The following is a 25414-nucleotide window of genomic DNA, read 5'->3' as shown; positions in this document are numbered from 1 at the left end:
AAAATATGCTCCCTAGTGGTTATTTTAACGTTCCATAATGTAACCGTTGCCGCTAGGGGGCTCAAGCGCTTTCGTGGCGCAATTATTGCAATTGAGCGCTTCGTGGCGCTTAGGCGACTTCTTTTATTGGAATGAGTGGCGCTAAACCGTAGTGGGCGCGCGCTTTGTTGCAGTATGCGTTTTCACCTTCATCACCGGCGACAAATTCACGACAGGGTGAGGGGCGGTTTTCGTATATGCGGCAACCTACCTGTTGGCCAATTTCGCCTTCGAGCGCAACGCAACGAGGCTGAGCTTGGTTGGTACCTTGCATGCATAATAAATGAGGATGGAAGTTTTCGGTGAGTTCGGACGGTACAATACCGCCAGGAGCGCCAGTAGCTTCGCCCCAATAGAAAGAAACACGAAAAAACGCGCAGCAGGCCCCACACGTCAAGCAGGCAGATTCCCTACTCATCGCGCAACACTCCACAACAGAAAAAACATGTTGAAATGGCGGAACGGACGGGACTCGAACCCGCGACCCCCGGCGTGACAGGCCGGTATTCTAACCAACTGAACTACCGCTCCGCAGCGGTGAAAACCTTTTTGGAAGTGGCGGAACGGACGGGACTCGAACCCGCGACCCCCGGCGTGACAGGCCGGTATTCTAACCAACTGAACTACCGCTCCAGCTTCCAAGATTCGGTGGCCCCGAGTGGGTGCCCCCTGAATGCGGAGCGAATATTACGAGGGCGACTGCCTGCCGTCAACCTTTTTTTTGAAGATTTATTTCGTTTGCCTGAAAAAGCATCAGATCGCTCCATTTTTACTATTTTTGCCCCTTCAAAGGCATCGCAATAGGGACGATCTTCAGTTACTCTTTCAACCATTGCAAGTTAAAGGGAAGTCCAACTATGCGGCAAATTGTGCTCGATACCGAAACCACTGGCCTAGATCCAGCCCAAGGTCATCGGATTATCGAAATTGGAGCGGTGGAACTCATCGGACGCAAGCTCACTGGCAACACTTTTCATGTTTATATCAATCCACAACGAGTGGTTGAGCAAGGTGCGATCGATGTACACGGCATTACCAATGAGTTTCTGCAAGACAAACCCGTATTTTCACAAATCGCAGATGAGTTTTTAGAATTCATCAAAGGGGGTGAGTTGGTTATCCATAACGCCCCATTTGACGTTGGCTTTATTGATCATGAGTTTCGGCTATTGCGCAATGGTTTCGGTCAGACCAAGGATTACTGTGCGGTGCTCGATACCTTAATGCTGGCACGCGAGATGCGACCAGGGCAAAAAAACAATCTTGATGCCCTCTGTCGCGCCTACGGTATCGATAACTCCAATCGAACCTTTCACGGCGCATTACTCGATGCCGAATTGCTGGCCGATGTTTATTTAGCCATGACCGGCGGCCAAACCAAACTGGAGTTGGCGGCGCAAAACAAGCAACAAAGCAAAGACGGTGTGCCACGTGACTGGAGTCGTGTGCAGAACAAACCTCCCTTACGAGTCATTAAAGCCACTGATGACGAATTAGCCGCGCACCGTGAACGCCTCAAACTCATTGGTGCGCCGTTGTGGGATGAGTCATGAAGACGGTTCACATCTACACCGATGGCTCTTGTTTAGGTAACCCGGGACCAGGCGGCTATGGCGTCGTTATCGAATATGGTAAACATCACAAAGAGTTGGCCGAGGGATATCAACTGACAACGAATAATCGCATGGAGATGCTCGCCGCGATTAAAGCATTGCAAGCACTCAAAGAACCTTGCAAAGTCGTTTTAACTTCGGATAGTCAGTACCTTAAACAAGGTATCGAGAGCTGGATACATAACTGGAAACGCAATGGTTGGCGGACCTCTGCAAAGAAGTCGGTCAAAAACGCCGATTTATGGCAGGCACTTGATGCTGCCTGTCAGCGCCATCAAATCAAATGGGAATGGGTCAAGGGCCATGCAGGACATCCGCAAAACGAACGTTGTGATGAATTGGCAAGAGCTGCAGCCAGCGGTTCCACATTAGCGGAAGACACTGGCTACCTTGACTCTTTGTAACTTACTCGACTTACTCGCCAGTGACTTGCGGGTACTTTTTCTCTTCCCACGCTTGCATGCCACCGTCAACTGAGAACACGTTACTAAAACCCATGCGCTCTAACGACTCTGCTGCCAACGCTGAACGGCCACCTGAACGACAAATCAGATAGAGCGGCTGTTCGGCGATGCGCTGCAGTGCGTCCTCATACCCCGCTACATCAGGATGTTGATTGAGTTGCATCTCAAGCACGCCACGCGGCATGTTCACTGCCTGACGAATATGACCTGCGGCGTATTCTCCGGGCTCACGCACATCGATGACACGCGCCCCTTCAGCGATTGCTGCTTGTAGTTGTTCAACATCAACTTCCTTTACATTGGCTTTTGCTGTTGCGCATAACTCTTGAGAACTTAACATGAGAACTCCTATCTTCGTGTTTGATTCGCTAGTGGAACTGTTTGTAGTTTAGGCCTGACCTTCTGCGTTTTTACTCGTTCGCTTACAGGTGTCAGCGGAAACTCTCGCTTGGTCGCAACGATCACATACAGTGCACTTACCTGCGGTATCCAGCGTGCCAACTTAGTCACTCCTGTTTCTAGAAATGGCCAGCGTTGCTGCAACATGGACGCTGCAAAGTAATGTTGTGTCGTTACTTCCATATTCAATAGTGATAACCAATCTAATATTCGCATTTTACTAAAATAACGTCCACACCAAGGAAATTGGTTCACTTTTTTCGGCCACAACCTTTGTACTTGGTTCAGTGCCAGAGGGTTAAAACCCACCAGAATCAATTTGCCATCAGCAATCAGGCTACGACTCATTTCACGCAAAACTTGATGTGGATCTTGCTCGAATTCGAGTTGATTAACCATAACAATCGCATCTAAAGCGGCTTCGGCAAAAGGCCATGCAGTCGGCAAGGCGCGAACTTGGATAGGGTTTTGCTGACAATCACCAACAGTCATGTGGTGGCGTATCGCATTGCGCGGTAGTTCTAACTCAGCAGTTAAGCACCCTACTTTCGCTAAATGATAACCATATAAACGCTCAATATGTGGCGCCAGCACCTGCTCTACCTCAGCCTTTAACCATGCACCATGCGCCACTTGGTGCCAATGCTCGGGGGCTTTTACAGCTTTTTCACGAAACGCGGGTTTTAACATCATGGATACTCACCTGTATACTGCTCTCAACGTTGTATCACAAAGAGGCAGTTATGCATATTTCTGCACTACCAGCATTGAATGACAATTACATCTGGATTATCCAGCAACAGCAAGGTGCGCCTGCTGTTGTTGTTGACCCTGGCGATGCACAGCCGGTCTTCGATTGGCTTGCTAGCCATCAGGTTGAACTGGCGAGCCTATTGGTCACCCATCATCACTGGGATCATACCGATGGTATCGAGCCGTTGTTGCAACACTATGATGTGCCGGTTTATGGCCCGCGCAACTCTAAATTTAAGGCGATAAGCCACGCTTTAGAAGAAGGCGACACCTTCACTCCTGCTGGACTCTCACACGCATTTACCGTGCTGGAGACCCCCGGGCACACGCTCGATCACATCAGTTATGTGACCGATTCCGCTGTGTTCTGCGGCGATACCCTGTTCAGCGCTGGTTGCGGTCGAATGTTCGAAGGCCAGCCAGAACAGTTTCATCAGTCTTTACAAAAGCTGGCTAAACTTCCGGGAACTACCGCGGTCTATGCAGCACATGAATATACCTTGGCGAATTTGCGTTTTGCCGCAGCTGCTGAGCCTGACAATCAGGCGATTCATGAGGCGACCCTTGCAATTTCTGAGCTGCGCGCGGCGGGGCAACCTAGTTTACCCTCGACCATCGCTACCGAGCTTGCAATTAACCCGTTTCTTCGCGCTGAATCAGCAACGGCATTTGCCAAGCTAAGACAGTGGAAAGATCAGTTTTAAATTCGTACACTGCGAGAAGTTTAGCTTACGCAGAAGAAGCAAAGGATTATTCACCCATGAAAAAATGGTCTCTGCTCGCCCTGAGCGCAGCCTTGTTAGCTGGATGTCAAACCACACCAGAACCTCAACAGCAGGCTGAACAAAAACGCTCTACTCGTAAAGCATCTCCTGAATTAGTGAGTGAACAACCGCAAGAGCCACTGGCACCGATTTTGCAGCCAGAGAATATTATCGAACCGCCCCCAGTAGTTGAGCTAACACCGCAACAAGAACAAGATATTTGGCAGCGTATCCGTCGGCAAATGACCTTTACCGTGCCCGATAACGAACGCGTTACTGCGCAACGTAATTTTTATCTGAAACATCCAGATTACATGAATCGTGTGGCCGAGCGAGCAGCCCCCTTCATGCACTTGATTGTTGAAGAAATCGAAAAGCGTGGCTTACCTCTTGAACTAGCCTTGCTGCCTATCGTTGAGAGTGCATTCGACCCGTTTGCCTACTCCCATGGCCGTGCCGCAGGGGTTTGGCAGTTTATTCCGGGCACCGCACGTCATTATGGACTCGATATCAATTGGTGGTATGACGGCCGCCGTGATGTCTACGCGTCAACGCATGCGGCACTTGATTATCTAACCGATTTAAATAAGCGCTTCGACAATTGGCTACACGCTCTCGCCGCCTATAACTCTGGCGGTGGACGGGTTAATTCGGCGATTCGTAAAAATGCGCGAGCTGGCAAACCAACTGACTTTTGGTCGCTGGATTTGCCGCGCGAAACGCGCGCTTACGTACCAAAACTACTCGCTCTTGCGGATATTCTGCGGCATCAAGATCGCTATCAAGTCAGCTGGTTACCGATTGAGAACCAGCCTTATTTGACTATCGTTGAAACCGAAAGCCAAATTGATCTGGCTCTTGCCGCCGAAAAAGCTGGCATGGAGCTCGCTCAGTTGCATCATTACAATTCAGGTTATAACCGTTGGGCGACAGATCCGGCAGGTCCGCATCGTTTGCTGCTGCCTGCAGAGAATGCGGAACAACTGCGCGCTTGGTTGGCAGTTGCTGAACAGAAGGATTTAGTGCGCTGGACACGACACAAGGTGAAGTCAGGAGAAAGTCTGATTGTCATCGCAAAGAAATATCACACTACGACCCAAGCGATTCAGCAGGCCAATGATTTACGCGGTTCGTTGATTCGTGCTGGCGATTATCTACTGATTCCCGCGGCTTCGTTGGATCTTGATGAATATCAATTGAGTGCCGATCAACGCTTGGCATCAACGCAATCGAAGAGTCGTGGCAAAACCAAAATCAATCACACTATCGTCAGTGGCGACACCTTTTGGGACTTGAGCCGCAAGTACAATGTCAATCTACGCCAGCTGGCGAGTTGGAACGGTATGGCGCCAACGGATCCGTTACGCCCAGGTAAAAATCTAGTGGTGTGGTTGCAGCAAGACGAACCCGCTGGTATCACACGTAACATCCATTATCGCGTACGCTCAGGTGATTCTTTGGCACGTATTGCGCAACGCTTCAATGTGACTATAGGTGATATTGAAAAGTGGAACCAAATTAGCCGCCGCAACTATTTGCAACCTGGCCAGCGGCTAAAGTTGGTCGTTGATGTCACCCGTGTTAGTGAAGATAGCTAGCGTTGTAATAACGCTAGCAGTTCTTGCTCACTCATCACTGGCACGCCGAGCTGTTCGGCTTTCGTGAGCTTTGAACCCGCAGCATCACCGGCAATCACCGCGGTCGTCTTTTTCGAAACGCTACCGCTTACTTTTGCTCCACGAGCCTGTAACGCCTGTTTCGCCTCATCTCGGGTCATTTCTGTCAAGGTGCCAGTAAGCACGTAAGTGTTACCAGCCAGGGTCGCCTCTGCTTGCGTCAGCTGTTCCACGGCAGGCCAAGTGATGCCCAACTCCAGCAACTCATCGATAATTTGCTGATTGTGGGGTTCACGGAAGAATTGATAGATATGGCTTGCCACTACACCACCGACGTCAGAAACTTCCTCAAGCTGTGCTTGATCTGCCTCAGCTAGCGCTGGCAAAGAAGCAAAATGATTCGCTAAATTAGCCGCGGTCGCCTCGCCTACTTCGCGAATACCTAAGGCATATAAAAACCGCGGTAAGGTTGTGGTTTTACTTGCTGCGATCGCTGTTACGATGTTTTCCGCTGATTTCTCGCCCATCCGTGGCAACATTGCCAGTTCTCGAGCTTTCAAACGATAAAGATCGGCGGGTGATTTAAGCCACTCACGTTCAACTAGCAATTCAATCAACTTGTCGCCCAGCCCATCGATATCCATGGCTTTACGCGAGGCAAAATGCTTCAACGCCTCTTTGCGCTGGGCAGCGCAAATTAAACCACCGGTACACCGCGCTACCGCCTCGCCCTCGGCACGCTCGACATGCGACCCGCACACTGGGCAATCTGACGGAAAGACAATGGCTTGGGCATCGGTTGGACGACGCTCGGGTAAAACGCTAACCACTTGTGGAATGACGTCACCAGCGCGTCGAATAATGACGGTATCGCCAATATGAATGTCCAGTCGCGCAATTTCATCAGCGTTGTGTAGGGTTGCATTTGACACGGTTACACCGCCTACCGCCACCGGCTCCAGACGTGCGACCGGTGTAATAGCACCGGTGCGTCCAACCTGAAAATCAACACCGTTTAATACGGTCATTTCTTCTTGCGCCGGAAACTTCCAGGCAATCGCCCAACGGGGTGCGCGCGAGACAAAACCAAGGTCCTGCTGTTGCCTGATGTTATCGACTTTTAACACCACACCATCAATCTCGTAGCGCAAACTTTCACGACGTTTAAGAATGTCCGCATAATAGGCGCTGCAGCCGACGCTCCCCTCCACCTGTTTTACTTCAGCACTTATTGGTAACCCCCAACTGACAAGTTGCTGTAGGCGTTGGTAATGAGAGTCAGCAAGATCAAGGTCGTCACTCACTACACCCATGCTATAGGCATAAAAATGCAGGGGCCGCTGTGCAGTGATCCTTGAATCGAGTTGACGGAGGCTGCCAGCGGCGGCATTACGCGGATTGGCGAAGACTTTATCACCGCGCGCCAGCGCTTTCTCATTGTAGGTATTGAAAGCTTTGACTGGCATAAACACTTCGCCACGCACTTCTACGCGCGCCGGATAACTGCCGGTCAGCTGCAGGGGCAAATTGCGAATGGTACGGACATTTTTGGTAATATCTTCACCGGTTTGACCATCCCCTCGGGTCGCACCCCGCACCAATTTCCCGTCTTCGTACAACAAGCTTACCGCCAACCCATCAAGCTTAGGTTCACAGCAATAAATCACTTCAGCGCTGGTATCAAGACGCTCTTTCACACGCTCGGCAAATGCTTCAAATTCACTTTCGTCAAAGGCGTTATCGAGCGACAGCATGGGCACTTCATGCGTCACTTGCGAGAATTCAGCTAACGGCGCACTGCCAACTTTTTGCGTCGGTGAATGCGCTGATTTAAATTCTGGATAGTCTGTTTCTAACTGCTGTAATTCACGGAAAAGGCGGTCGTACTCTGCATCAGGAACTGAGGGTGCATCGAGTTCATAGTACTCACGATTGTAACGGGTAATGAGCGCACGTAGTTCATCTACGCGCGCTTGAAGTTGCGTTGAGCTCATAGTTGTTTACTGCCGAATTAGACGTTTACGTTCGTATTCTCGAATATTCTGATGAATATGTTGCACCGCTTGCCGAGTCAATGGGTTGCGATGTTCATCTAGCACTTGGCCACCTTCAATCGCTGCAGCGAGCTTGTCCGCTGCATTGTGCATCATGTTGAACGCTTGGGTTGAATTACTTTTGATCGGTAACGCCAAAAACAACGCAACGCCCTTGGTTTCAAAGTGTTCCATGTTGTCGATATCAAAGGTTCCTGGGTTGAACATATTCGCCAAGCTGAACAACACTGGCCCGTTCCCCGCCGTATCAACATGCCGATGAAAAATATCAAAATCGCCGTATTTAAAGCCAAGTTCTGTTAATTGCTCAAGCAGTTGTGGGCCTTTGAAGGCACCGACCACATGCAAAGCAATAACCATATCGGGTGCTTGCGTTACCGCCGGTTCATCGTCCGGATCAAGCGGTAAGTCCATGCTTTGCTGGGTTGGCGCTTCATTTGCCTCAACAGCTTTACGCGGCGCTGCACTACGGGCTTTGCGCTGCGTTTGTGTAGAGGGTTCCGGAGCGGCCGTCGGCTTCTTGATCTCGTCAGGTTCGACCGTAAACGATGGCAAGTCCAGATCATCGTCATTGGTGTGAAATTCTTGTTCTACCGGCGTTTCGACTGCTTGTTCACGCGCTTCCTCACGCCGCACTTGTTTGGTTTGCGCGGCTGCCGCTGTTTTAATGACACGTACGGGTCCGATACCATCTTCGTCAAAGCCCGCCGGATCATTGGCGCGCTGACGTTTGCGTTCGAGTTCCTGTTGTAATTCTTGTGCGCGGCGTTCGTTGCGGCGGATATTCCACATGCCATGGCCAATGATTAGACCAATCAACAGTAACCCAATAATACTAAAAACAATTTGCATGGTACTCATTACGGACTTTCCATGATTCTGTAGTTTATTTTATGACTGCGGTTATGAGGCCTCAGTGAGAGCCACTGCTTCATCCACATCCACGGCTACTAGGCGCGATACCCCAGGCTCTTGCATAGTGACACCTGCTAGATGCGAGGCCATCTCCATCGCCACTTTATTATGACTAATATAAATAAATTGTACCGTTTGCGACATTTCTTCTACGAGACGACAAAAACGCCCGACATTTGCGTCATCAAGCGGCGCATCAACCTCATCCAACAAGCAAAAAGGCGCCGGATTCAGACGGAAAATCGCAAACACCAATGATAAGGCCGTCAGCGCTTTTTCACCACCCGATAACAAGTGAATTGTACTATTTTTCTTACCTGGTGGTCGCGCCATGATAGCGACACCAGTTTCGAGTAGGTCATCTTCGGTTAGTTCCAAATAGGCGCTTCCACCGCCAAAGACTTTCGGAAACAATTCCTGCAGACCACTATTCACTGCATCGTAGGTGGTTTTGAAACGTTGGCGGGTTTCTTTATCGATTTTCCGAATCGCAGTCTCTAAAGTTTCCAAACTGGCACTAAGGTCTTCGTGTTGCTGATCAAGATAAGATTTTCGTTCACCTAAGGTTTCAGCCTCTTCAATCGCCGCTAGGTTAATTGCCCCTAAGCGTGCAATGGCACTTTGCAGTCGCTCTACTTCCTGTTGCCAAGCCTTTTCATCGGCATTTTCTGGCAACTCTTCGAGCACTGGCTTCAGCGGTTGCTGCATTTCATCTAATACCGCTAATACATTGCGGGTACGCTCCTGTAATGCAGCGAGCTCCATTTGGCTACTTTGTAATTTCTGCCGCGCTTTCTCAATTTGAGTTTCGACACCCTTGGCGCCGCTGGCGACGTCATGTAACTGCTGTTCAAGCTCGGCAAGCTTATTCGCCCAGTCGCGCCGATCTTGGTCAAGCATTTCGCGTTGCGCGAGCAACTCCTCAAGCTGCATGGCCAAGATTTCAGTTTCTTCGTTGCTATCAGCGTCCGGCTGCTGCAATAAACTCAGCTGTTCTTGAGTTTGCTGCTGTTGCTGTTCGAGTCGCTGAATCAGCGTCCGTACGCTTTGTGCCTGATGTTTCAGTTGTTCTACTTGGATCTTCTTTTCTTGCGCTTGCTGTTGCTGTTGTTGCGCCTGCTCGCGCAGCTGCTGACGTTCGCCTTGCAGTTGCTCGCGTTGCTGCTGCCAACTTTCTAAATCGCCCTCTGACGCTCGCTGCTCTAGCATCTCAAGTTGCAAAGTCAGTTCTTCGCGTTGCAGTTGCCATTCTTCAACCTGTGTCGCCAACGCAGCTGATCGTTGTTCAATCTGTTCAGCTTTGTCTTGGAATTGCGTCAGTTGTTGTTGCTCCCACTTTTGCTTTTCTCGCCAAGTTGCCACTTGCGCTTGTAGTTCATTGAGTTGGTCACGTGCTTGTTGTTGCTGTTGCTCCAACTCAAGCAATTGGGTTTGCTGTTGCTGCTGTTGTGTTTCGAGTTGAGCCACCCCCTGTTCAGCAGCAGCGATCTCCTGTTCCAGTTCAGCTAATTCAGCTTGTTGCAGCAGTTGACTACTTTCCGCTTCGATGTGCGCCGCCTGAAACGAGCCAGGTCCCCAAGCCGCACCATTTTGCGTGAGTGCCAGCAGCCAGTGCGGATCCGCTAGCTGTTTTTGCGCCGCTTCCGTGTCGGTGACCAGCGCTATCCGCTGTAACAACGTCCACTGGCGCAATGGTCCTTGCACTTGTGCTGCCAAACTATTGGGTGGTGCTGCAGTGGTGGTAAGCGTCACCACCTTACTACCGAGTTCGCTTGGCCACTGCTCCAGTTGTTCATTCACAACCACTGCAGATAGCCAGAAGGTAAGTACTTGCTCAGCCGCGAAGCGCCAATCATCATCAACGTTCAGCAACTCTCGAACTGTGCCGGCAAGGGTGTGGCCCCGCTGTTGCAACCAGGATGCCAGTTGATCAGTATGATGCGTTTGCTGCGCTGCGGTTAGTAATGTCTGCAGTGAGCTCTGGCGCCCCAACTGCTGTTGTAAGGTGCGCTGCAACTGTTGCTGTTGGTGTTCCATAGCAGTGCATTGTTCACGGAGCTGCAGCTGGTCAGCCGCGACCTGCTGCAGCCATTCATTCGCTGCCGCGACTTCAGTCTCCGCCTGTGCTAATTGCTCTGCAACTTCGCTTGCAGCCAAACGTTGCTGCTCAACTTTCAACTCGTCAGCCGCCGCTTGTAACTCGTTACGCTGTTGTGTGGCCCGCTGTAAATCGGCCCCAATTCGCTCTTGCTGTAATTGCACCTGTTGCAACTCTGCGCGCTGTTGTTGCTGCGCATCGAGAAAAGCTTGATAGTCGCGTTGTAACGCTTCCCACGCCAATTCATGCTGCTGAAAGCGCTGCTGAGCTTCATCGGCACCTAAGGCTAATAATTCAGTTTCGGGCTGCAGCTCTTCCAACTGCATTTTCAGCTCAACTTCTTGTTCGACATCACGTTGATAAGTATCGTTGAGCTGCGTCAGTTCAGCCTGTAATTGCTGCTCTCGTTGCAGCCGTTGTTGTTGTTCAGTGCGCAAACGTTGCAGCTGATGCTCGGTGCGCGTGATCTCATTACCGAGCTGGTAAAACTGCTCCTGAATCTTATCTAACTTAGCCTTGGTGTCGTTGGTCTGCTCGCGCAACTCGGTGGTGCCACGCTCGCTACCACGTTGTTCTGCGAGCCATTTTTCTAACTCGGCTTCATGCTCACGAATGGTCTGTCGCAGCCGCTCAGCTTGCTGCTCAAGGTTGAGCCAACGCAGCGCCTGTAATTCAGCTTTAAATTTGCGCTCTTGTTTCTTAAGTTCCGTATAGCGCCGGGCAGCTGCAGCTTGACGTTGTAATTTGTCGAGCTGTGTTCCGAGTTCGTCGCGCACGTCATTCAACCGATCGAGATTATCACGCGTGTGCTGAATGCGATTTTCAGTTTCCCGCCGCCGCTCTTTATATTTGGAAATTCCTGCCGCTTCTTCAATGAAGATGCGCAATTCCTGCGGCTTCGACTCGATCAGTCGGGAAATCATTCCCTGTTCAATGATTGCGTAGCTACGCGGCCCTAAGCCCGTACCCAAAAATAAGTCGGTAATGTCGCGACGACGACATTTACTATTATTTAGGAAATAATCAGAGCGGCCATCTCTGGTGACCAGTCGTTTGACCGAAATTTCAGCATAGTTCGCGTATTCGCCTTGGATACGCCCAGACGAATTGTCAAAGACCAGCTCTACACTCGCTTGTGAAACTGGTTTGCGAGCGCCGGAACCGTTAAAAATGACATCGGTCATCGCATCACCGCGTAAGTTCTTCGCTGAACTTTCGCCAAGTACCCAGCGCACCGCATCGATAACATTCGATTTGCCGCACCCATTGGGGCCGACAACGCACGTCATCTGATGTGGAAAAGGTACTTTGGTTGGATCGACAAACGACTTAAATCCAACCAATTTTATGTGCTTAAGGCGCATGTATTTGGCCGCTTCGTTGTTATTGTTCTGCCCTCATAATGCTAGATTTTGTAACATTTTCAAGGGTTGGTTAAGTAGAATAAACGCTTATACTGCGTAAAGCTTTAGCAAAGCACCACAAATCGAAAGTTAAAGGAGCCAATGATGTCGCGACAAGGATCTCACACAACGTCAGCTGCCGTTTACAGTGAGTTCGGTGCAAGCTACGTGGGCCGAGGCTTTGAGCTGGCCTTCCAAAAGGGCTTGCGGCGTTATGCTCTGATCCCGCTCCTCATCAATATCGTGCTGTTTTCAGTCGCCATCTACGCCATTTTCCACTACACCACAGTATGGGTGAGCGACTTCCTTGCTTGGCTCCCCGAGTGGCTGAGGTGGCTCGAGATTATTCTGTGGCCACTGGTGATTCTCACCGTGGTATTGTTATTTGCACTCACCTTTACCAGTGTCGCTAATATTATCGCCTCGCCATTCAATAGCTTCTTAGCTGAAAAAGTTGAGGCTCGCTTGACCGGAATTGTGCCTGCTGACAATGGTGTTGCCGGCCTGGTTAAGGATATCCCGCGCACGCTCGGGCGAGAAATGCAGAAGCTAGTTTATTTCATTCCTCGGTCTATCGGCTTCCTACTATTATTACTCTTTGTGCCTGTCATTGGACAATTATTGTGGTTACTCTGGGGTGGTTGGATGATGACGATTCAATACGCCGACTACGCATTTGACAATCATAAAGTACCCTTCCGACAAATGCGCATGAGCCTCGGCAAACGACAAGGAAAAAGCCTCAGCTTTGGCGTCGTCGTCGCATTTTTAGCATCGATTCCAATTGTTAATCTCATCATGATTCCGGTCGCAGTTTGCGGCGCCACTGCATTTTGGGTCGACCATATGCGTGCTGAAAATTTACACTAGCGGATTTGTGTAGGCCTCGTTATCATGGAGTCATGGTAACAACAACTTAACGAGGCTGGCATTTGTTAAAACGAGCATGCGGTTTCCTAACAAAGCTATGGATCATCGCTTACTTAACAAGCTCACCTCTTGTTCATGCCCAAGAAGAGCAAGCCGATATTGTCTGGGGAATTAATAATTCGCCACCCTTTCACATCGTCGATGGCTATTTTGCCAAACAAGGTGTTTGCGATGCTATGATCGCAGCCTTTCAGCGTGCGCTCCCCGAAGCCAAGCACGAAATTGTTAATTATCCACAAGCCCGTATCGGCGCACTGCTCAGTCAAGGACAGAATGTTTGCTACCCCTGTCTGATTCGACACGGCGTTGAAACCGACTTAATTGAATATTCTGCAACGGTTTTCGAATATCCCCCGCACGGTATCATTACCCGCAAAGAACTCGCTGAAGAATGGCGCACCAAATTCGGCGACCCAGTCGATTTGGTTGAACTGCTGAAAACGCGCAAGTACCGGTTTGGACAGCCTGTTACGCGGCTTTATGGGAACTTACAGCCATATATCGAGCGTTTTTTACACAAAACCTCACGTTACTCAGAGATCTCTGGGCGTGATGCCCATGCGAACCTGCTCGCGATGATCAGTGCTGGTCGTTTAGATTTTACAATTGATTATCCGATGTTACTCAATTACCACAACCAAGTATTACCTATCGATTTAGTTTTTCTGCCGATTGAGCAAAATCAGGGGGAAACAGTTGAAGGCGCTGTGGGTTGCCCGACTACAACTTGGGGTAAACGTGCTATCGACATGATCAATGGCGCAATTCCAGCTGTTGTGGCTGACGAACAATTCAACACCACAAAAGATCGTTGGCTTCTGCCACAGATCCCGTAAAATAGTAGGCCAATACGCCCACAAACTTACGGCTTTACCTATGAAACCAATGACCTCAGCCCTGCTCACTTTGAGCGCTGTATCCTTATGTTGCTCTGCAGCATTCTATACTTCAACTGCCTCTGCATGGGGACAAAACGGCCATCGCATCACTGGCAAGATTGCCGAAGCCTATTTAACTCCTACCGCACGACAAGCAATCGAAGACCTGTTAGGTCCAGAATCACTCGCAGAAGCATCGACTTACGCTGATGAAATGCGTTCAAACCCAAGCGAATTTTGGCAAAAAACCGCTAATCCATTTCATTATGTAACGCTACAACAGCCGCACGATTATCACGCTGATGATTGTCCTCCACAAGGTGATGCCATGAGCGCCTTGGAGGATTTCACTGCGACTTTGCAAAGTGAGACCGCATCACGCGATGAAAAACAACTTGCACTGCGCTTCATCGTGCACATTATCGGTGATTTGCACCAGCCATTACACGTCGGCTCAGCAGCCTTAAACGACCGCGGCGGGAATGATGTAAAAGTTAAGTTTTACGGTGAAGATAGCAACCTACATAGCGTTTGGGACACCGGCTTGGTGGAACATCAAAACCTGTCCTACACTGAGTTTTCCAACTGGTTGCAACGCCGCATTACCGATGAACAAGCGCAAACTTGGGCAACGCCTGATCCTTATGTTTGGATCAATGAAAGCTCACAGTTGCGTGATGAGGTCTACCCTGCGGCCGATGAGACAAGTTTGAGTTGGGATTACGTCTATAATTATACGCCTGTAATGAAGCAACGCTTGCAACAAGGCGGTGTACGCATCGCAGCTTACTTAAATAACGTTTTTGCGAACGCCGAGTAACTTTATGTCAGTAGAAAACTATATCCCTGAAAGTGCTGCAGCGCCAAGCCAGCCGAAAGTAGGTTTCGTTAGCTTAGGCTGCCCCAAAAACCTGGTCGATTCTGAGCGTATTTTGACCCAGTTACGCACTGAGGGATACGATATCGTGAACAGCTATGACAACGCCGATATGGTGATTGTGAATACCTGTGGCTTTATCGATAGCGCGGTTCAAGAGTCACTCGATGCAATCGGAGAAGCGCTGAACGAAAACGGTAAAGTCATTGTGACCGGCTGTTTAGGTGCGAAAGACGATGAAATTCGTGAAGTCCACCCGAATGTGCTGGCGATTACCGGTCCTCACGCATATGAGGAAGTGATGGGGCATGTGCATCAATACGTCCCTAAGCCGGAACGTGCACCGTTTGAAAATTTAGTCCCAGAAACTGGGGTAAAACTCACACCTCGGCATTTTGCCTACCTAAAAATTTCGGAAGGTTGTAACCATCGCTGTACCTTCTGCATCATTCCATCAATGCGTGGAGATCTGGTCAGTCGCCCGGTCGGCGATGTGTTAGCAGAAGCGCAACGACTCGCCAATGCTGGAGTAAAAGAGCTGCTGGTTATCTCCCAAGACACTAGCGCCTACGGAGTTGACGTCAAGCACAAGACTGGCTTCTGGGATGGCCAACCAGTAAAAACACGCATGCTTGAGCTTTGTGAAGCACTCGGCAAGCTTGGTATCTGGGTTCGCCTCCATTACGTTTATCCGTATCCGTCAGTGGATGATGTCATCCCACTAATGGCTGCGGGCAAAATTTTGCCTTATTTGGATATTCCGTTGCAGCATGCCAACAAACGTATTTTGCGTTTGATGAAACGTCCAGGCTCAGCCGACCGGACGCTTGAGCGCATCCAAAGCTGGCGAAGAATCTGCCCGAATCTGACCATTCGCAGTACCTTCATTGTCGGTTTTCCGGGTGAAACTGAAGAAGAATTTGAAGAACTATTGCAGTTTTTACGTGACGCCCAACTCGATCGTGTCGGCTGTTTCACCTACTCAGATGTTGAGGGTGCAAAAGCCAATGAACTGCCAGACCCAGTTCCAGAGAATGTAAAGCAGGAACGTTACGCGCGCTTTATGGAAGTCCAGCAACAAATCAGTGCGGCGCGGCTGCAACAGAAAATTGGCCGGACCTTGGCAGTACTTATTGATGAAGTTGATGGCGAAGGTGCCATTGGACGCAGTTACGCGGATGCTCCAGAAATCGATGGGTTGGTATATTTAAATGGCGAATACGAAGTGCAGCCAGGTGATATCGTGCAGGTGCAAATTGAGCATGCTGACGAATATGATCTGTGGGGAACCATTGTTCGCTAGTGCGAAACAACTAAAAAACAGCGACGCTTAGGCGTCGCTGTCATCATCAAGTAGTTTGCTATCGAGCTTTTTAGACGATTGCACACCCATCTCTTTAAACTTCTCAACTCGACCGATAAGGTTACCGCGACCGCTTGAGAGCTTATTCATTGCACCATCGTAATGTTTACGCACCGTATCAAGACTGTTGCCGATGCGCTGCATGTCTTCAATAAAGCCAACAAACTTATCGTAAAGCTTACCTGCGTCTTCCGCAATTTTTTGCGCATTACGATTCTGATGCTCGTACTGCCAAATATTATTTACCGTACGCAGCGCCACCAACAGATTGGTCGGGCTGACCAACATGATGTTATGTTCAAGCGCCAAGCGAATGAGCTCAGGATCCCGATCTACCGCCAATAAAAATGCTGGCTCAATGGGAATAAACATCAACACATAATCGAGCGTTCGCACACTATCTAACTGCTGATAGTTCTTTTTCGACAACCCCTTAATATGTGCTCGTAACGAGTTGACGTGTTCCGCTAACGCTGCCTCACGAGCTTTATCGTCATCACTGTTGAAATAGCGTTCATAAGCGACCAGTGACACTTTGGAGTCAATCACCACGTCTTTCTCGTTGGGCAAATGCACGACTACGTCGGGCTTAAACGAGCGCCCGTCCTCATCACGATGGTGGCTTTGAGTTTCGTACTCGTGTCCTTCGCGCAATCCAGACTGATTCAAAATACGCTCAAGTACCACCTCACCCCAGTTGCCTTGCGTTTTAGTATCGCCCTTCAGCGCGCGAGTAAGGGCATCTGCTTCGGCGGCCATTTGCTTGTTGAGCTCTTTCAGCGAGGTGATTTCTGTAGTTAACGAAGCGCGTTGTTTTAACTCTTCGGTGTACTGACTTTCAACTTGCTTTTTAAAGGCCTCAAGCTGTTGCTTAAACGGTGCTAGCGTAATTTCCAGAGATTGCTTGCTGCTTTGCTGTAAACGTTCGGATTTTTGTTCAAATATTTGCTGGGCTAAGCGCTCAAATTCCTTTTTCATGCGCTCTTCACTAGCTTCTAGTAAGCGTTGCTTTTCCTCAGCGTGTTTCAGCGTGCTCTCTAACTTGCTTTGATTCGCTGCTAAATCAGCTTGTAACTGACTACGCTCTTGTTGCAACTGCTGCTGCAACAGTTCTGTTTGCTGCAGCCGCTGCTCAAGTTGTGCTACTTGATGCACCTTCGGGCGCTGCCACAGCCACACCAAGATTGCGCCAACGACTAGCGCAGCAGCGCCAGCCGTTAACCATTGCCACAGCTCCAGACTAAGCATCAGCGGCTTCCAGCTTCACTCGCCAAATTGCTGGGCCGGTTTCGTGCGCGTTCTCACCCGTGCTATCGACAGCAACGGTCACTGGCATATCTTCGACTTCGAATTCATAAATCGCTTCCATACCAAGATCCTCGAAGCCGACCACACGGGCTTTCTTGATTGCTTTGGCGACTAAGTAGGCAGCACCACCTACCGCCATCAGATACACGGCTTTGTGTTGCTTAATACTGGCAACTGTTGCTGGGCCGCGCTCCGCTTTACCAATCATGCCCAGAATACCGGTTTTATCCAGCATCATATCGGTGAACTTGTCCATCCGCGTTGCCGTTGTTGGGCCAGCCGGACCCACTACTTCATCACCGACAGGGTCGACAGGACCCACGTAGTAAATAAACTTGTTGGTGAAATCGACAGGCAGTTCCTCGCCATTATCTAGCATATCTTTGATGCGTTTGTGCGCAGCATCACGGCCGGTCAGCATTTTGCCTGACAACAACACGGTTTCGCCGGTCTTCCAAGTTTCAATATCTGCTTGGGTGATTTCATCAAGATTGACGCGACGCGCATCATCACCAAGCTCAAAGGTTATGTCAGGCCAGTCTTCGAGTTTTGGTGGTTGCAAGTCAGCCGGACCCGATCCATCCAGGACAAAGTGTGCATGACGCGTTGCTGCACAGTTTGGAATCAAGGTTACAGGTTTTGACGCGGCATGGGTCGGTACTGATTTAATTTTCACATCCATGACGGTGGTCACGCCACCGAGACCTTGTGCACCAATCCCTAATTTGTTGACGCGCTCATAAATTTCTAAGCGCAATTCTTCTTCGGCATTTTGCGGCCCCCGGTCAAGTAACTCTTGGATATCCACTGGGTCCATCAAGGCTTCTTTTGCTAATACTGCAGATTTTTCTGCAGTTCCGCCAATACCTAAGCCAATCATACCCGGCGGGCACCAACCGGCACCGAGTTTAGGCATGGTCTCAACCACCCAATCAGCGATCGAGTCACTCGGGTTCAGCATGACCATCTTCGACTTATTCTCAGAGCCGCCACCTTTTGCGGCGATCATAACTTCAACCTGATCGCCCGGCACCATATCGATATGCACCACAGCTGGTGTGTTATCACCGGTGTTTTTGCGTTTGCCGGCAGGGTCCGCGACAATCGATGCACGCAACGGGTTGTCAGGATTTGTGTACGCTTGGCGAGTGCCCTCATCAACCATCTGCTGTACGGTTAAATCTGTTTTATCCCACTGCACTCCCATCCCCACTTTCACAAAGCAGGTCACAATTCCCGTGTCTTGACAGATCGGGCGGTGCCCTTGTGCGGCCATGCGCGAGTTAGTGAGCACTTGCGCAATTGCGTTTTTCGCTGCTTCACTCTGTTCACGGTGATACGCTTGTTCCAGCGCTTGTACGAAATCTAGTGGATGGTAATAAGAGATGTATTGCAACGCATCGGCAATACTTTCGATAAAATCAGCTTGGCGAATCACGGCCATGTCTACCTCAACATCAACGGGTTACGATTGCTCGCTATCATAGCGTTTTCGCTCCGCGCTGACCAGTTTTAGCAAGCACTGTGTTAAGCTATGCCAAGATATTTTTTGGAGTCAAAAGCTGTGCCCATCGTTGCTCAAACAATCGAACTCAAGCGCCCTTTTGCTGACTTATTTGGCACCATTGCCGAACAGCCTTGGGCGCTATTTTTGGATAGCTGTGAGCATCCTAAAAGTCATTACGACTTTATTTTTTGGCAGCCTGAACAGGTCGTTAGCTTGGCCGCAGATTGGCCGCACCAGTTAACCCAATTGTTATCACAAGTTCCTACTTATGAGGGGCCTGCAGAGTTGCCGTTTCAAGGTGGCTTGGCGGGCGCCTTTAGCTATGATGCCGGACGAGCTCTGGAACAACTACCTAATCAAGCAATTGCCGACATTGCACTCGCCGACTTAGCCGTAGGGTGTTATCACAATGCCTTGATTCGCGAACGCCAGTCGGGCAAAACATGGTTACTTTCGGACGCAGAAACACAGCAACAATGGCGCCAGTTCTGGCAATCACGCGACCAACAACCGTTAGCGCAGCGAAAGAACTTCGCACTCACTGCTGCATGGCAGAGCAACATGAGCGCCGAGGATTACCAGCAACACTTCAGCAAAGTTCAAGACTACCTGCAGGCAGGCGATTGTTATCAAATTAATCTTGCGCAGCGCTTTAGCGCTCCCTATCAAGGCGATGAATGGACCGCCTACCAGCGATTAAGAGCGACCAATCAAGCGCCCTTCTCGGCGTTTTTACGACTCCCGGAAGGTGCTTTATTGAGTCACTCTCCAGAACGCTTTTTGCGCGTCAGTGCAATGGGACAAGTCGAAACTAAGCCGATCAAAGGCACACGTCCTCGCCATAGCGATCCGGTTACGGATAAGAGACTGGCGGATGAACTCCAAAGTGCCAGCAAAGATCGCGCTGAAAATGTCATGATCGTCGACCTACTCCGCAACGATTTGAGCCGAGTCTGTGAGCCGAGCTCAGTGCAGGTACCGACCCTGTTTGCCATTGAAAGCTACCCTGCTGTACATCACTTAGTGAGTACTGTTGTGGGCCAGTTGCCGGCTCACAGCAACGCGCTTGATCTTTTAGCGGCTTGTTATCCAGGCGGCTCGATTACTGGCGCACCGAAAATTCGCGCAATGGAAATCATCGATGAATTAGAGCCACACCGCCGCAGTTTCTATTGCGGGAGTTTTGGCTACTTTTCGCAGCATGGCGCCGCCGATACGAGCATCGCTATTCGCACCTTAGTCGCCTGCGATAAGCGTATTCATTGTTGGGCAGGTGGTGGTTTAGTGGTCGACTCAGAAGTCGCGGCTGAATTTCAAGAAACCCTCGACAAGGTGGCAAAAATATTACCGGTGCTGGCTCCGACGGAGGTCGGCGCATGACCCGTGACGAATTTCTGCACCGTTTTCAACTGCATGCGCCGCGCCAAGCACCGCGCATCATCCCCAAACGCTTTCGCCCAGCCGCGGTACTCATCCCATTGTGGGAGCGTGATGGCGAATTGCAGTTGGTGCTCACGCAACGCGCGGCGTCCTTGCGCCATCATGCCGGACAAATTAGCTTTCCCGGCGGCCGCCAAGAACCAGATGATGGCAGCCTTTGGGAAACAGCGGTGCGTGAAACTGAAGAAGAAATCGGTTTGCCGCGCGATGCGGTTGAATGTATCGGACAGTTACAAGACTATCCAGTGATTAGTAATTTTATTATCCGCCCCTATGTCGGCTTTATTCATCCGGCGGCGCCGTTGCAAGCAGATCCGAATGAGGTTGCTGAAATTTTCACTGTCCCAGTTGCACATGTGCTGCATCAACAACGGCATTTTGCTTATCGGATGCAGCGCTTCTTGTACGATCGCGTATACTTTATTCCATATCAGCATAGAAATATCTGGGGTGCGACGGCAGGAATTTTGCGAGAATTAGCCGATCACGTGTATCCTGAGCGTCATTCGCTTTATCGTTCTCTTAACGAATAGGTTTACGACAAAATTTATGATTAGTGTTTTCGATATCTACAAAGTAGGCATTGGCCCTTCAAGCTCACATACCGTTGGCCCGATGCGCGCGGCTTACGAATTTTTGCATGCTGCCGACAAAGCTGTGGGGTTAACCAAAGCCACTGGCATCAAAGTCGAATTGTTTGGTTCACTCGGTCAAACTGGCAAAGGCCATGGCACCGGTAAGGCCGTTATTTTAGGGCTTGCCGGCGAGCAGCCGGAAACCGTCGACACCACCAAGGTAGATGAGTTTTTAACGGAAACCGAAAAATCTCAACGCTTGAAGTTGTTGGGCGATCACGAAATCAAGTTTCCGCGTGAAGGCGCCATTACTTTCCACCGTCGCAAAACCATGCCCCGTCATGCCAATGCGATGGAGCTCAAGCTCTACCATGGTGATGAGGTGATTTTCAAAGACCTTTATTACTCTATCGGTGGTGGCTTTATCGTGCGCGATGCCGACTTTGACGACACCCTCGAAGAAGCCATCGAACAATCGTCGAAACCCATCCCCTATCCTTTTGATAGTGCAGCGGAAATGCTCGAGTTATGTAACGAGCATGGCATGCGCATTAGTTCGTTAATGCTGGCCAACGAGAAAGTATTCCGCAGTGAAGCCGATATTCGTGCCGGCCTTATGCATATCTGGCGCACCATGGATGAATGTATTGACCGCGGCATCAAAACCGAAGGTATTCTACCCGGCGGACTTAAAGTACGGCGTCGTGCGCCAGGTCTATACCAGCGCCTGAAGAATGAGCGCTCGGCTGACCCCATGCAAACCATGGACTGGGTCGACCTATTTGCGCTCGCCGTGAACGAAGAGAACGCAGCGGGTGGTCGGGTCGTTACAGCGCCCACCAATGGTGCCGCTGGCATCATTCCAGCGGTGATGAAATATGCCGATAAGTTTATTGCGCCACTCGACGAAGAAACCGTCGTACGATTTTTATTAACGTCTGCTGCTATCGGTATTCTTTATAAGAAAAACGCATCGATCAGTGGTGCCGAAGTTGGTTGCCAAGGCGAAGTGGGTGTCGCCTGCTCCATGGCCGCAGGAGCGCTCGCTGAATTGATGGGCGGCAACGTAAGTAACGTTGAAAACGCTGCTGAGATCGGCATGGAACACAACCTCGGTCTCACGTGTGACCCAGTTGGTGGTCTCGTACAAGTGCCCTGTATTGAGCGCAACGCTATGGGTGCCATCAAGGCCATTAACGCCGCGCGTCTGGCTTTACGTGGCAGCGGTGACCACAAAGTATCGCTGGATAAGGTCATCAAGACCATGTGGGATACCGGCAACGATATGAAAACGAAATATAAAGAAACCGCACGAGGCGGTCTCGCGGTCAATATTATCGAGTGCTAAAACTACAGCAACGGTAATTCAAAATCTTTAAAGAGGTGATCGACAGCGTCCTGCGTGCGCTGTTGCATCGCCTCTTCTACTTTTGGCTTGGTCAAATGTGGCGCAAAGGTTTCAATGAAGTCGTACATGTACCCACGCAAAAAGGTGCCGCGACGAAAACCAATCTTAGTGGTACTTGGCGCAAACAAGTGTTCTGCTGGTAATGCGACGAGGTCACTATCGACGCTCGAATCATACGCCATAGTGGCAACGACACCAACGCCAAGCCCTGCGCGTACATAGGTCTTGATTACATCAGCATCCGTCGCCGTGAACACCACATTAGGTTCAATACCCGCCTGACTAAACGCTTTATCGAGTTCAGAACGTCCCGTAAAGCCATGCACGTAGGTGACAATGGGTTGCGCACCTAGCGCTTCGATGCTCACTTTACTCTCAGCCGCCAACGCGTGCCCACGAGGCACAATGATCGAACGATTCCAGTGGTAGCAAGGCAGCATGATTAAATCTTGATAGAGATGCAGCGCCTCTGTTGCAATCGCGAAGTCCGCTTTACCTTTTGCTGCAGCGGCACTAATAGCTTCAGGTGAGCCTTGATGCATATGCAATGAGACTTTCGGATAGCGCTCCATAAATAGCTTTATTTTACTTGGTAGTGCATAGCGCGCTTGGGTGTGTGTGGTGGCAATATGGAGCTTACCTTGATCCGGTTGCGTGTGTTCACTAGCAACCGCTTTAATACCGTCGACTTGTGCGAGAATGTCACGCGCAATGGCTATCACTTCTTGCCCAGCTGGCGTCACCTGAGTGAGATGCTTGCCACTACGTTCAAAAACTTGAATGCCTAATTCGTCTTCGAGCATTCTCACTTGCTTACTTATTCCCGGCTGCGAGGTAAATAAGCTTTCAGCTGTCGCTGAAACATTGAGATTATGATTTAATACTTCGACGATATAGCGTAGTTGCTGTAATTTCATTAGGACACTCGTTCGGTGAAGTCGTTTCGATTACTTATTCGAAAAATATATAACACGTTGCTTATTTATTCCAAGAGTAAATCACGAGGTTTTTGTGTCAAGCTTATCTGAACAATTACAAAATCTTGGTTTTCGCGCCAATGAAACCACCGCTGAAACCGCATCGGAAGCAGTACAGATTGATAAAAGCCAAGTGGTGCGTATCCAACGCCAGACCAAAGGGCGCAAAGGCAAAGGTGTTACCGTGATCTTCGACTTACCGCAACAGGAAAATTTATTGCGCGACTATGCGCAACAGTTACGCAAAAGTTGTGGTGTCGGTGGCAGTATCAAAAACGGCACTATTGAATTACAGGGTGACCAACGGAGCGCCGCGCAACAATTCTTAGAGCAACAGGGTTTTAAAGTTAAACTTGCTGGTGGCTGAGCACTACAAACGGGGTGGTAACTGATAACCGAACTCAATTTCGCGTCCTTCATCCCGCCATTCAAGCCGCTCCGCAAGTTGCTGTAATAATTCGAGGCCTCGTCCGTACGGCTGACTTTGATCAACAGTTCCTAACTGCTCCGGTAACTGCCAAGACGCTCCGCTATTGCGCACGCAACAAGTCAAATAATGGCGACTATGATCATAAGTCAGGGCAATAGTGACACTGCCCGAAGTTAAGGCCGCGAGGCGCTCAGCGCGCAATTGATAATAATAAGCAAAGCCTTCTGGATCGTTCTTCATGCGCGAATCAAGCCCCAACAAACCATGTTCAAGCGCATTATTGTAGACCTCAGCCAGCAGCAAATAGAGCGTCGTACGATGCCCATGCAGCGCTGGCAAGCGACTTAACAGACCAACAATGGTGCTTACTACGTCGACCCTTTGCAGGTCGACTGGATGCAGCTCTGTCGCAAATCTGAAAGGTAACGATTGTAATTCAGTTTGCACCTCAGGTAACGCAAGGCCGGTCGGGCAGCACTGCAACACTGCCAGTGATAGATCATCCTGCAGCGGTTGGGTACCACGAAACTTCTCTAAACTAGCAACCAGTTGCTCAAATTGTGTAGGGTTCGGGTACTTCTGTAGCAGCGCTTGCAACGCGTCCAAGCCAAAAAACTCACGATTCTGCCCGAGCATTTCAATCACGCCATCGGTGTACAAGGCAATACAGTCAGTACTTGCTGTTTTGATAGTCGAGACTTGTTGGTCGAACTCGTCGTTACTCAACACTCCAAGAGCCAAGTGCTGCGCATGTAATTGATGCTTAATTTCTCCAGTAGTGGAATACACAATGGCCGGCGGCATGCCTCCGTTCCAGTAACTTAGCCGCTCACCGTTAGCAGAAAGCTCCAACACAATACAGGCACAGAACATTTCATGGGGTAATAAATGATGAAGCCGATAATTAAACTCGGTCACCATTTCGGCGATCGCGACACTGCGATCGGCCATCGCAAAAAATGCTTGCGAAAGCGGCAGTGCGCCGGTTGCTGGAGCCAACCCATGCCCCGTGAAATCAGCTAACATCACATAAAGATTACCCAAGGGTCCGGGTGCTACTAAGCAAAGGTCACCATTAAATTTTGCCGCTGGCGCAACCAAGGTTCGAATGTGCTGGTATTCAAGAAAATTGCGGCTCAGTGCGTTACGAAAAATGTGCTCGATAAGTTCATATTCGCGCTCGACACGCTGGGTATGCCAAACCAAACTTTCGCGCACAGCACCCAATTGGCGTTGCATATTGAAGTTGCTAACCGTGAGTTGCAAGCGATGCATCAATTCGGGTACACGCGCGGGCCAACGCAGGTAATCACCCTGCCAATGCCGATGGCGAGGAAACTCATAGGTTTGCGGAATGACCAATAACTGTTGCGGACAACTGAGCGCCACCAAGAGTTCAAGGGTTGGCTGTTCGGTCACAACAAGGGTTGCATGGGTAGGCTGTAACTGCGCATGCCAACGCTCTATGGCGTGTTCGCGAATACGTTTGGTGAGACGCAATTGCTGAATCGTCGACACCAGCGCATGAGCCATAGCGCTATCGTCATGATAAACATCGATTACGTATTGTTGTGACGGCTTCAGCATATGCCTTGCCTCAAGT

The 25414-nt window shown here is 50.0% G+C and carries 22 protein-coding genes and 2 tRNA genes; 12 read left to right on the top strand and 12 right to left on the bottom strand.

Annotation, left to right across the window (positions count from 1 at the left end):
- Window positions 1-109 precede the first annotated feature (109 nt).
- From ACJ8W9_RS00730 to ACJ8W9_RS00720, 3 genes are all read right to left on the bottom strand, one after another.
- Entirely contained in the window at window positions 110-457 is a 348-nt protein-coding gene (locus ACJ8W9_RS00730; RefSeq protein WP_411358031.1) for a YkgJ family cysteine cluster protein, read from the bottom strand.
- 36 nt (window positions 458-493) lie between these two features.
- A tRNA-Asp gene (locus ACJ8W9_RS00725) sits at window positions 494-570 on the bottom strand.
- A gap of 25 nt (window positions 571-595) precedes the next feature.
- Window positions 596-672 (bottom strand) — tRNA-Asp (locus ACJ8W9_RS00720).
- Between the two features lie 224 nt (window positions 673-896).
- On the opposite strand from ACJ8W9_RS00720, the gene dnaQ reads away from it, so the two are divergent.
- Window positions 897-1592: a DNA polymerase III subunit epsilon gene (gene dnaQ, locus ACJ8W9_RS00715; protein ID WP_411358030.1), complete on the top strand. Its 696-nt coding sequence runs from the start codon at window positions 897-899 to the stop codon at window positions 1590-1592.
- Window positions 1589-2056: a ribonuclease HI gene (rnhA, locus tag ACJ8W9_RS00710; protein ID WP_411358029.1), complete on the top strand. Its 468-nt coding sequence runs from the start codon at window positions 1589-1591 to the stop codon at window positions 2054-2056. The genes dnaQ and rnhA overlap by 4 nt, the downstream gene beginning before the upstream one ends.
- A 10-nt stretch (window positions 2057-2066) precedes the next feature.
- Here rnhA and ACJ8W9_RS00705 read toward each other — a convergent pair whose 3' ends face one another.
- Both ACJ8W9_RS00705 and ACJ8W9_RS00700 read right to left on the bottom strand, forming a co-directional pair.
- Window positions 2067-2456: a rhodanese-like domain-containing protein gene (locus tag ACJ8W9_RS00705; RefSeq protein WP_411358028.1), complete on the bottom strand. Its 390-nt coding sequence runs from the start codon at window positions 2454-2456 to the stop codon at window positions 2067-2069.
- An 8-nt stretch (window positions 2457-2464) separates the two neighbouring features.
- Window positions 2465-3208, bottom strand: coding sequence for a class I SAM-dependent methyltransferase (locus ACJ8W9_RS00700; protein ID WP_411358027.1), 744 nt, complete (start codon window positions 3206-3208; stop codon window positions 2465-2467).
- A 50-nt stretch (window positions 3209-3258) separates the two neighbouring features.
- Here ACJ8W9_RS00700 and gloB point away from each other — a divergent pair, with 50 nt between their 5' ends.
- Together gloB and ACJ8W9_RS00690 are read left to right on the top strand one after the other, a co-directional pair.
- Window positions 3259-3972 (top strand): hydroxyacylglutathione hydrolase, encoded by a 714-nt coding sequence (gene gloB / locus ACJ8W9_RS00695; protein ID WP_411358026.1) that lies wholly within the window; start codon window positions 3259-3261, stop codon window positions 3970-3972.
- A gap of 56 nt (window positions 3973-4028) precedes the next feature.
- Window positions 4029-5630, top strand: coding sequence for a LysM peptidoglycan-binding domain-containing protein (locus ACJ8W9_RS00690; protein ID WP_411358025.1), 1602 nt, complete (start codon window positions 4029-4031; stop codon window positions 5628-5630).
- Here ACJ8W9_RS00690 and ligA read toward each other — a convergent pair.
- The 3 genes from ligA to smc are packed head-to-tail and all read right to left on the bottom strand — an operon-like array spanning window position 5627 to window position 12079.
- The gene (ligA, locus tag ACJ8W9_RS00685) at window positions 5627-7642 is read right to left on the bottom strand and encodes an NAD-dependent DNA ligase LigA (protein ID WP_411359934.1); all 2016 of its coding nucleotides are present in this window, start codon (window positions 7640-7642) and stop codon (window positions 5627-5629) included. The genes ACJ8W9_RS00690 and ligA overlap by 4 nt on opposite strands.
- Window positions 7643-7648: 6 nt before the next feature.
- On the bottom strand, window positions 7649-8563 hold the full coding sequence (gene zipA / locus ACJ8W9_RS00680) for a cell division protein ZipA (protein WP_411359933.1): 915 nt from the start codon (window positions 8561-8563) through the stop codon (window positions 7649-7651).
- Between the two features lie 42 nt (window positions 8564-8605).
- Window positions 8606-12079: a chromosome segregation protein SMC gene (smc, locus tag ACJ8W9_RS00675; protein ID WP_411359931.1), complete on the bottom strand. Its 3474-nt coding sequence runs from the start codon at window positions 12077-12079 to the stop codon at window positions 8606-8608.
- A 141-nt stretch (window positions 12080-12220) separates the two neighbouring features.
- On the opposite strand from smc, the gene cysZ reads away from it, so the two are divergent.
- From cysZ to rimO, 4 genes are all read left to right on the top strand, one after another.
- Window positions 12221-12988 (top strand): sulfate transporter CysZ, encoded by a 768-nt coding sequence (gene cysZ / locus ACJ8W9_RS00670; RefSeq protein ID WP_411358021.1) that lies wholly within the window; start codon window positions 12221-12223, stop codon window positions 12986-12988.
- 236 nt (window positions 12989-13224) lie between these two features.
- Window positions 13225-13884 carry a hypothetical protein gene (locus ACJ8W9_RS00665; RefSeq protein WP_411359929.1) on the top strand — a complete coding sequence of 220 codons (660 nt, stop codon included), beginning with the start codon at window positions 13225-13227 and terminating at the stop codon, window positions 13882-13884.
- A 40-nt stretch (window positions 13885-13924) separates the two neighbouring features.
- Window positions 13925-14746 carry a S1/P1 nuclease gene (locus ACJ8W9_RS00660; RefSeq protein ID WP_411359927.1) on the top strand — a complete coding sequence of 274 codons (822 nt, stop codon included), beginning with the start codon at window positions 13925-13927 and terminating at the stop codon, window positions 14744-14746.
- Between the two features lie 4 nt (window positions 14747-14750).
- The gene (gene rimO / locus ACJ8W9_RS00655) at window positions 14751-16106 is read left to right on the top strand and encodes a 30S ribosomal protein S12 methylthiotransferase RimO (RefSeq protein WP_411358018.1); all 1356 of its coding nucleotides are present in this window, start codon (window positions 14751-14753) and stop codon (window positions 16104-16106) included.
- 27 nt (window positions 16107-16133) lie between these two features.
- Here the strand turns inward: rimO and rmuC are convergent, their stop codons facing one another.
- Both rmuC and ACJ8W9_RS00645 read right to left on the bottom strand, forming a co-directional pair.
- Window positions 16134-17414 (bottom strand): DNA recombination protein RmuC, encoded by a 1281-nt coding sequence (rmuC, locus tag ACJ8W9_RS00650; RefSeq protein WP_411358017.1) that lies wholly within the window; start codon window positions 17412-17414, stop codon window positions 16134-16136.
- Window positions 17407-18918 (bottom strand): fumarate hydratase, encoded by a 1512-nt coding sequence (locus ACJ8W9_RS00645; protein ID WP_411358016.1) that lies wholly within the window; start codon window positions 18916-18918, stop codon window positions 17407-17409. Before ACJ8W9_RS00645 ends, rmuC begins: the two co-directional genes overlap by 8 nt.
- Before the next feature lie 90 nt (window positions 18919-19008).
- Between ACJ8W9_RS00645 and pabB the strand changes: the two genes are divergently transcribed.
- Genes pabB through ACJ8W9_RS00630 form a run of 3 tightly spaced genes read left to right on the top strand, consistent with a single transcriptional unit; the run spans window position 19009 to window position 22344 of the window.
- Complete coding sequence (gene pabB, locus ACJ8W9_RS00640; protein WP_413694482.1) at window positions 19009-20361, top strand: aminodeoxychorismate synthase component I; 1353 nt, start codon at window positions 19009-19011, stop codon at window positions 20359-20361.
- Window positions 20358-20954, top strand: coding sequence for a CoA pyrophosphatase (locus ACJ8W9_RS00635; protein ID WP_411359922.1), 597 nt, complete (start codon window positions 20358-20360; stop codon window positions 20952-20954). The genes pabB and ACJ8W9_RS00635 overlap by 4 nt, the downstream gene beginning before the upstream one ends.
- A gap of 16 nt (window positions 20955-20970) precedes the next feature.
- Window positions 20971-22344 (top strand): L-serine ammonia-lyase, encoded by a 1374-nt coding sequence (locus ACJ8W9_RS00630; protein WP_411358013.1) that lies wholly within the window; start codon window positions 20971-20973, stop codon window positions 22342-22344.
- Between the two features lie 2 nt (window positions 22345-22346).
- On the opposite strand, the gene cysB is transcribed toward ACJ8W9_RS00630, so the two are convergent.
- On the bottom strand, window positions 22347-23321 hold the full coding sequence (gene cysB, locus ACJ8W9_RS00625) for an HTH-type transcriptional regulator CysB (protein WP_411358012.1): 975 nt from the start codon (window positions 23319-23321) through the stop codon (window positions 22347-22349).
- Window positions 23322-23415: 94 nt separating this feature from the next.
- On the opposite strand from cysB, the gene ACJ8W9_RS00620 reads away from it, so the two are divergent.
- Complete coding sequence (locus ACJ8W9_RS00620; RefSeq protein WP_411358011.1) at window positions 23416-23748, top strand: translation initiation factor; 333 nt, start codon at window positions 23416-23418, stop codon at window positions 23746-23748.
- Window positions 23749-23751: 3 nt separating this feature from the next.
- On the opposite strand, the gene ACJ8W9_RS00615 is transcribed toward ACJ8W9_RS00620, so the two are convergent.
- Window positions 23752-25398 carry a SpoIIE family protein phosphatase gene (locus ACJ8W9_RS00615; protein ID WP_411358010.1) on the bottom strand — a complete coding sequence of 549 codons (1647 nt, stop codon included), beginning with the start codon at window positions 25396-25398 and terminating at the stop codon, window positions 23752-23754.
- Between the last annotated feature and the right edge of the window lie 16 nt (window positions 25399-25414).

It is taken from the genome of Pseudidiomarina salilacus, assembly GCF_047323925.1.
GTDB classification, from domain to species: Bacteria; Pseudomonadota; Gammaproteobacteria; order Enterobacterales; family Alteromonadaceae; genus Pseudidiomarina; species Pseudidiomarina salilacus.
Note: the sequence above shows the minus strand (reverse complement) of the source record. Positions and strands in the feature narration are given on the sequence as shown.

What these genes read in the sequence shown, in the direction of transcription:
- ACJ8W9_RS00730 (WP_411358031.1), bottom strand. Translation starts at nt 457, where the DNA reads ATGAGTAGGGAATCTGCCTGCTTGACGTGTGGGGCCTGCTGCGCGTTT.
- dnaQ (WP_411358030.1), top strand. Translation starts at nt 897, where the DNA reads ATGCGGCAAATTGTGCTCGATACCGAAACCACTGGCCTAGATCCAGCC.
- pabB (WP_413694482.1), top strand. Translation starts at nt 19,009, where the DNA reads ATGCCAAGATATTTTTTGGAGTCAAAAGCTGTGCCCATCGTTGCTCAA.
- ACJ8W9_RS00635 (WP_411359922.1), top strand. Translation starts at nt 20,358, where the DNA reads ATGACCCGTGACGAATTTCTGCACCGTTTTCAACTGCATGCGCCGCGC.
- ACJ8W9_RS00690 (WP_411358025.1), top strand. Translation starts at nt 4,029, where the DNA reads ATGAAAAAATGGTCTCTGCTCGCCCTGAGCGCAGCCTTGTTAGCTGGA.
- ACJ8W9_RS00665 (WP_411359929.1), top strand. Translation starts at nt 13,225, where the DNA reads ATGATCGCAGCCTTTCAGCGTGCGCTCCCCGAAGCCAAGCACGAAATT.
- gloB (WP_411358026.1), top strand. Translation starts at nt 3,259, where the DNA reads ATGCATATTTCTGCACTACCAGCATTGAATGACAATTACATCTGGATT.
- rnhA (WP_411358029.1), top strand. Translation starts at nt 1,589, where the DNA reads ATGAAGACGGTTCACATCTACACCGATGGCTCTTGTTTAGGTAACCCG.
- ACJ8W9_RS00615 (WP_411358010.1), bottom strand. Translation starts at nt 25,398, where the DNA reads ATGCTGAAGCCGTCACAACAATACGTAATCGATGTTTATCATGACGAT.
- ACJ8W9_RS00700 (WP_411358027.1), bottom strand. Translation starts at nt 3,208, where the DNA reads ATGATGTTAAAACCCGCGTTTCGTGAAAAAGCTGTAAAAGCCCCCGAG.
- zipA (WP_411359933.1), bottom strand. Translation starts at nt 8,563, where the DNA reads ATGAGTACCATGCAAATTGTTTTTAGTATTATTGGGTTACTGTTGATT.
- cysB (WP_411358012.1), bottom strand. Translation starts at nt 23,321, where the DNA reads ATGAAATTACAGCAACTACGCTATATCGTCGAAGTATTAAATCATAAT.
- rimO (WP_411358018.1), top strand. Translation starts at nt 14,751, where the DNA reads ATGTCAGTAGAAAACTATATCCCTGAAAGTGCTGCAGCGCCAAGCCAG.
- ACJ8W9_RS00660 (WP_411359927.1), top strand. Translation starts at nt 13,925, where the DNA reads ATGAAACCAATGACCTCAGCCCTGCTCACTTTGAGCGCTGTATCCTTA.
- ACJ8W9_RS00705 (WP_411358028.1), bottom strand. Translation starts at nt 2,456, where the DNA reads ATGTTAAGTTCTCAAGAGTTATGCGCAACAGCAAAAGCCAATGTAAAG.
- ACJ8W9_RS00645 (WP_411358016.1), bottom strand. Translation starts at nt 18,918, where the DNA reads ATGGCCGTGATTCGCCAAGCTGATTTTATCGAAAGTATTGCCGATGCG.
- cysZ (WP_411358021.1), top strand. Translation starts at nt 12,221, where the DNA reads ATGATGTCGCGACAAGGATCTCACACAACGTCAGCTGCCGTTTACAGT.
- ACJ8W9_RS00630 (WP_411358013.1), top strand. Translation starts at nt 20,971, where the DNA reads ATGATTAGTGTTTTCGATATCTACAAAGTAGGCATTGGCCCTTCAAGC.
- smc (WP_411359931.1), bottom strand. Translation starts at nt 12,079, where the DNA reads ATGCGCCTTAAGCACATAAAATTGGTTGGATTTAAGTCGTTTGTCGAT.
- rmuC (WP_411358017.1), bottom strand. Translation starts at nt 17,414, where the DNA reads ATGCTTAGTCTGGAGCTGTGGCAATGGTTAACGGCTGGCGCTGCTGCG.
- ligA (WP_411359934.1), bottom strand. Translation starts at nt 7,642, where the DNA reads ATGAGCTCAACGCAACTTCAAGCGCGCGTAGATGAACTACGTGCGCTC.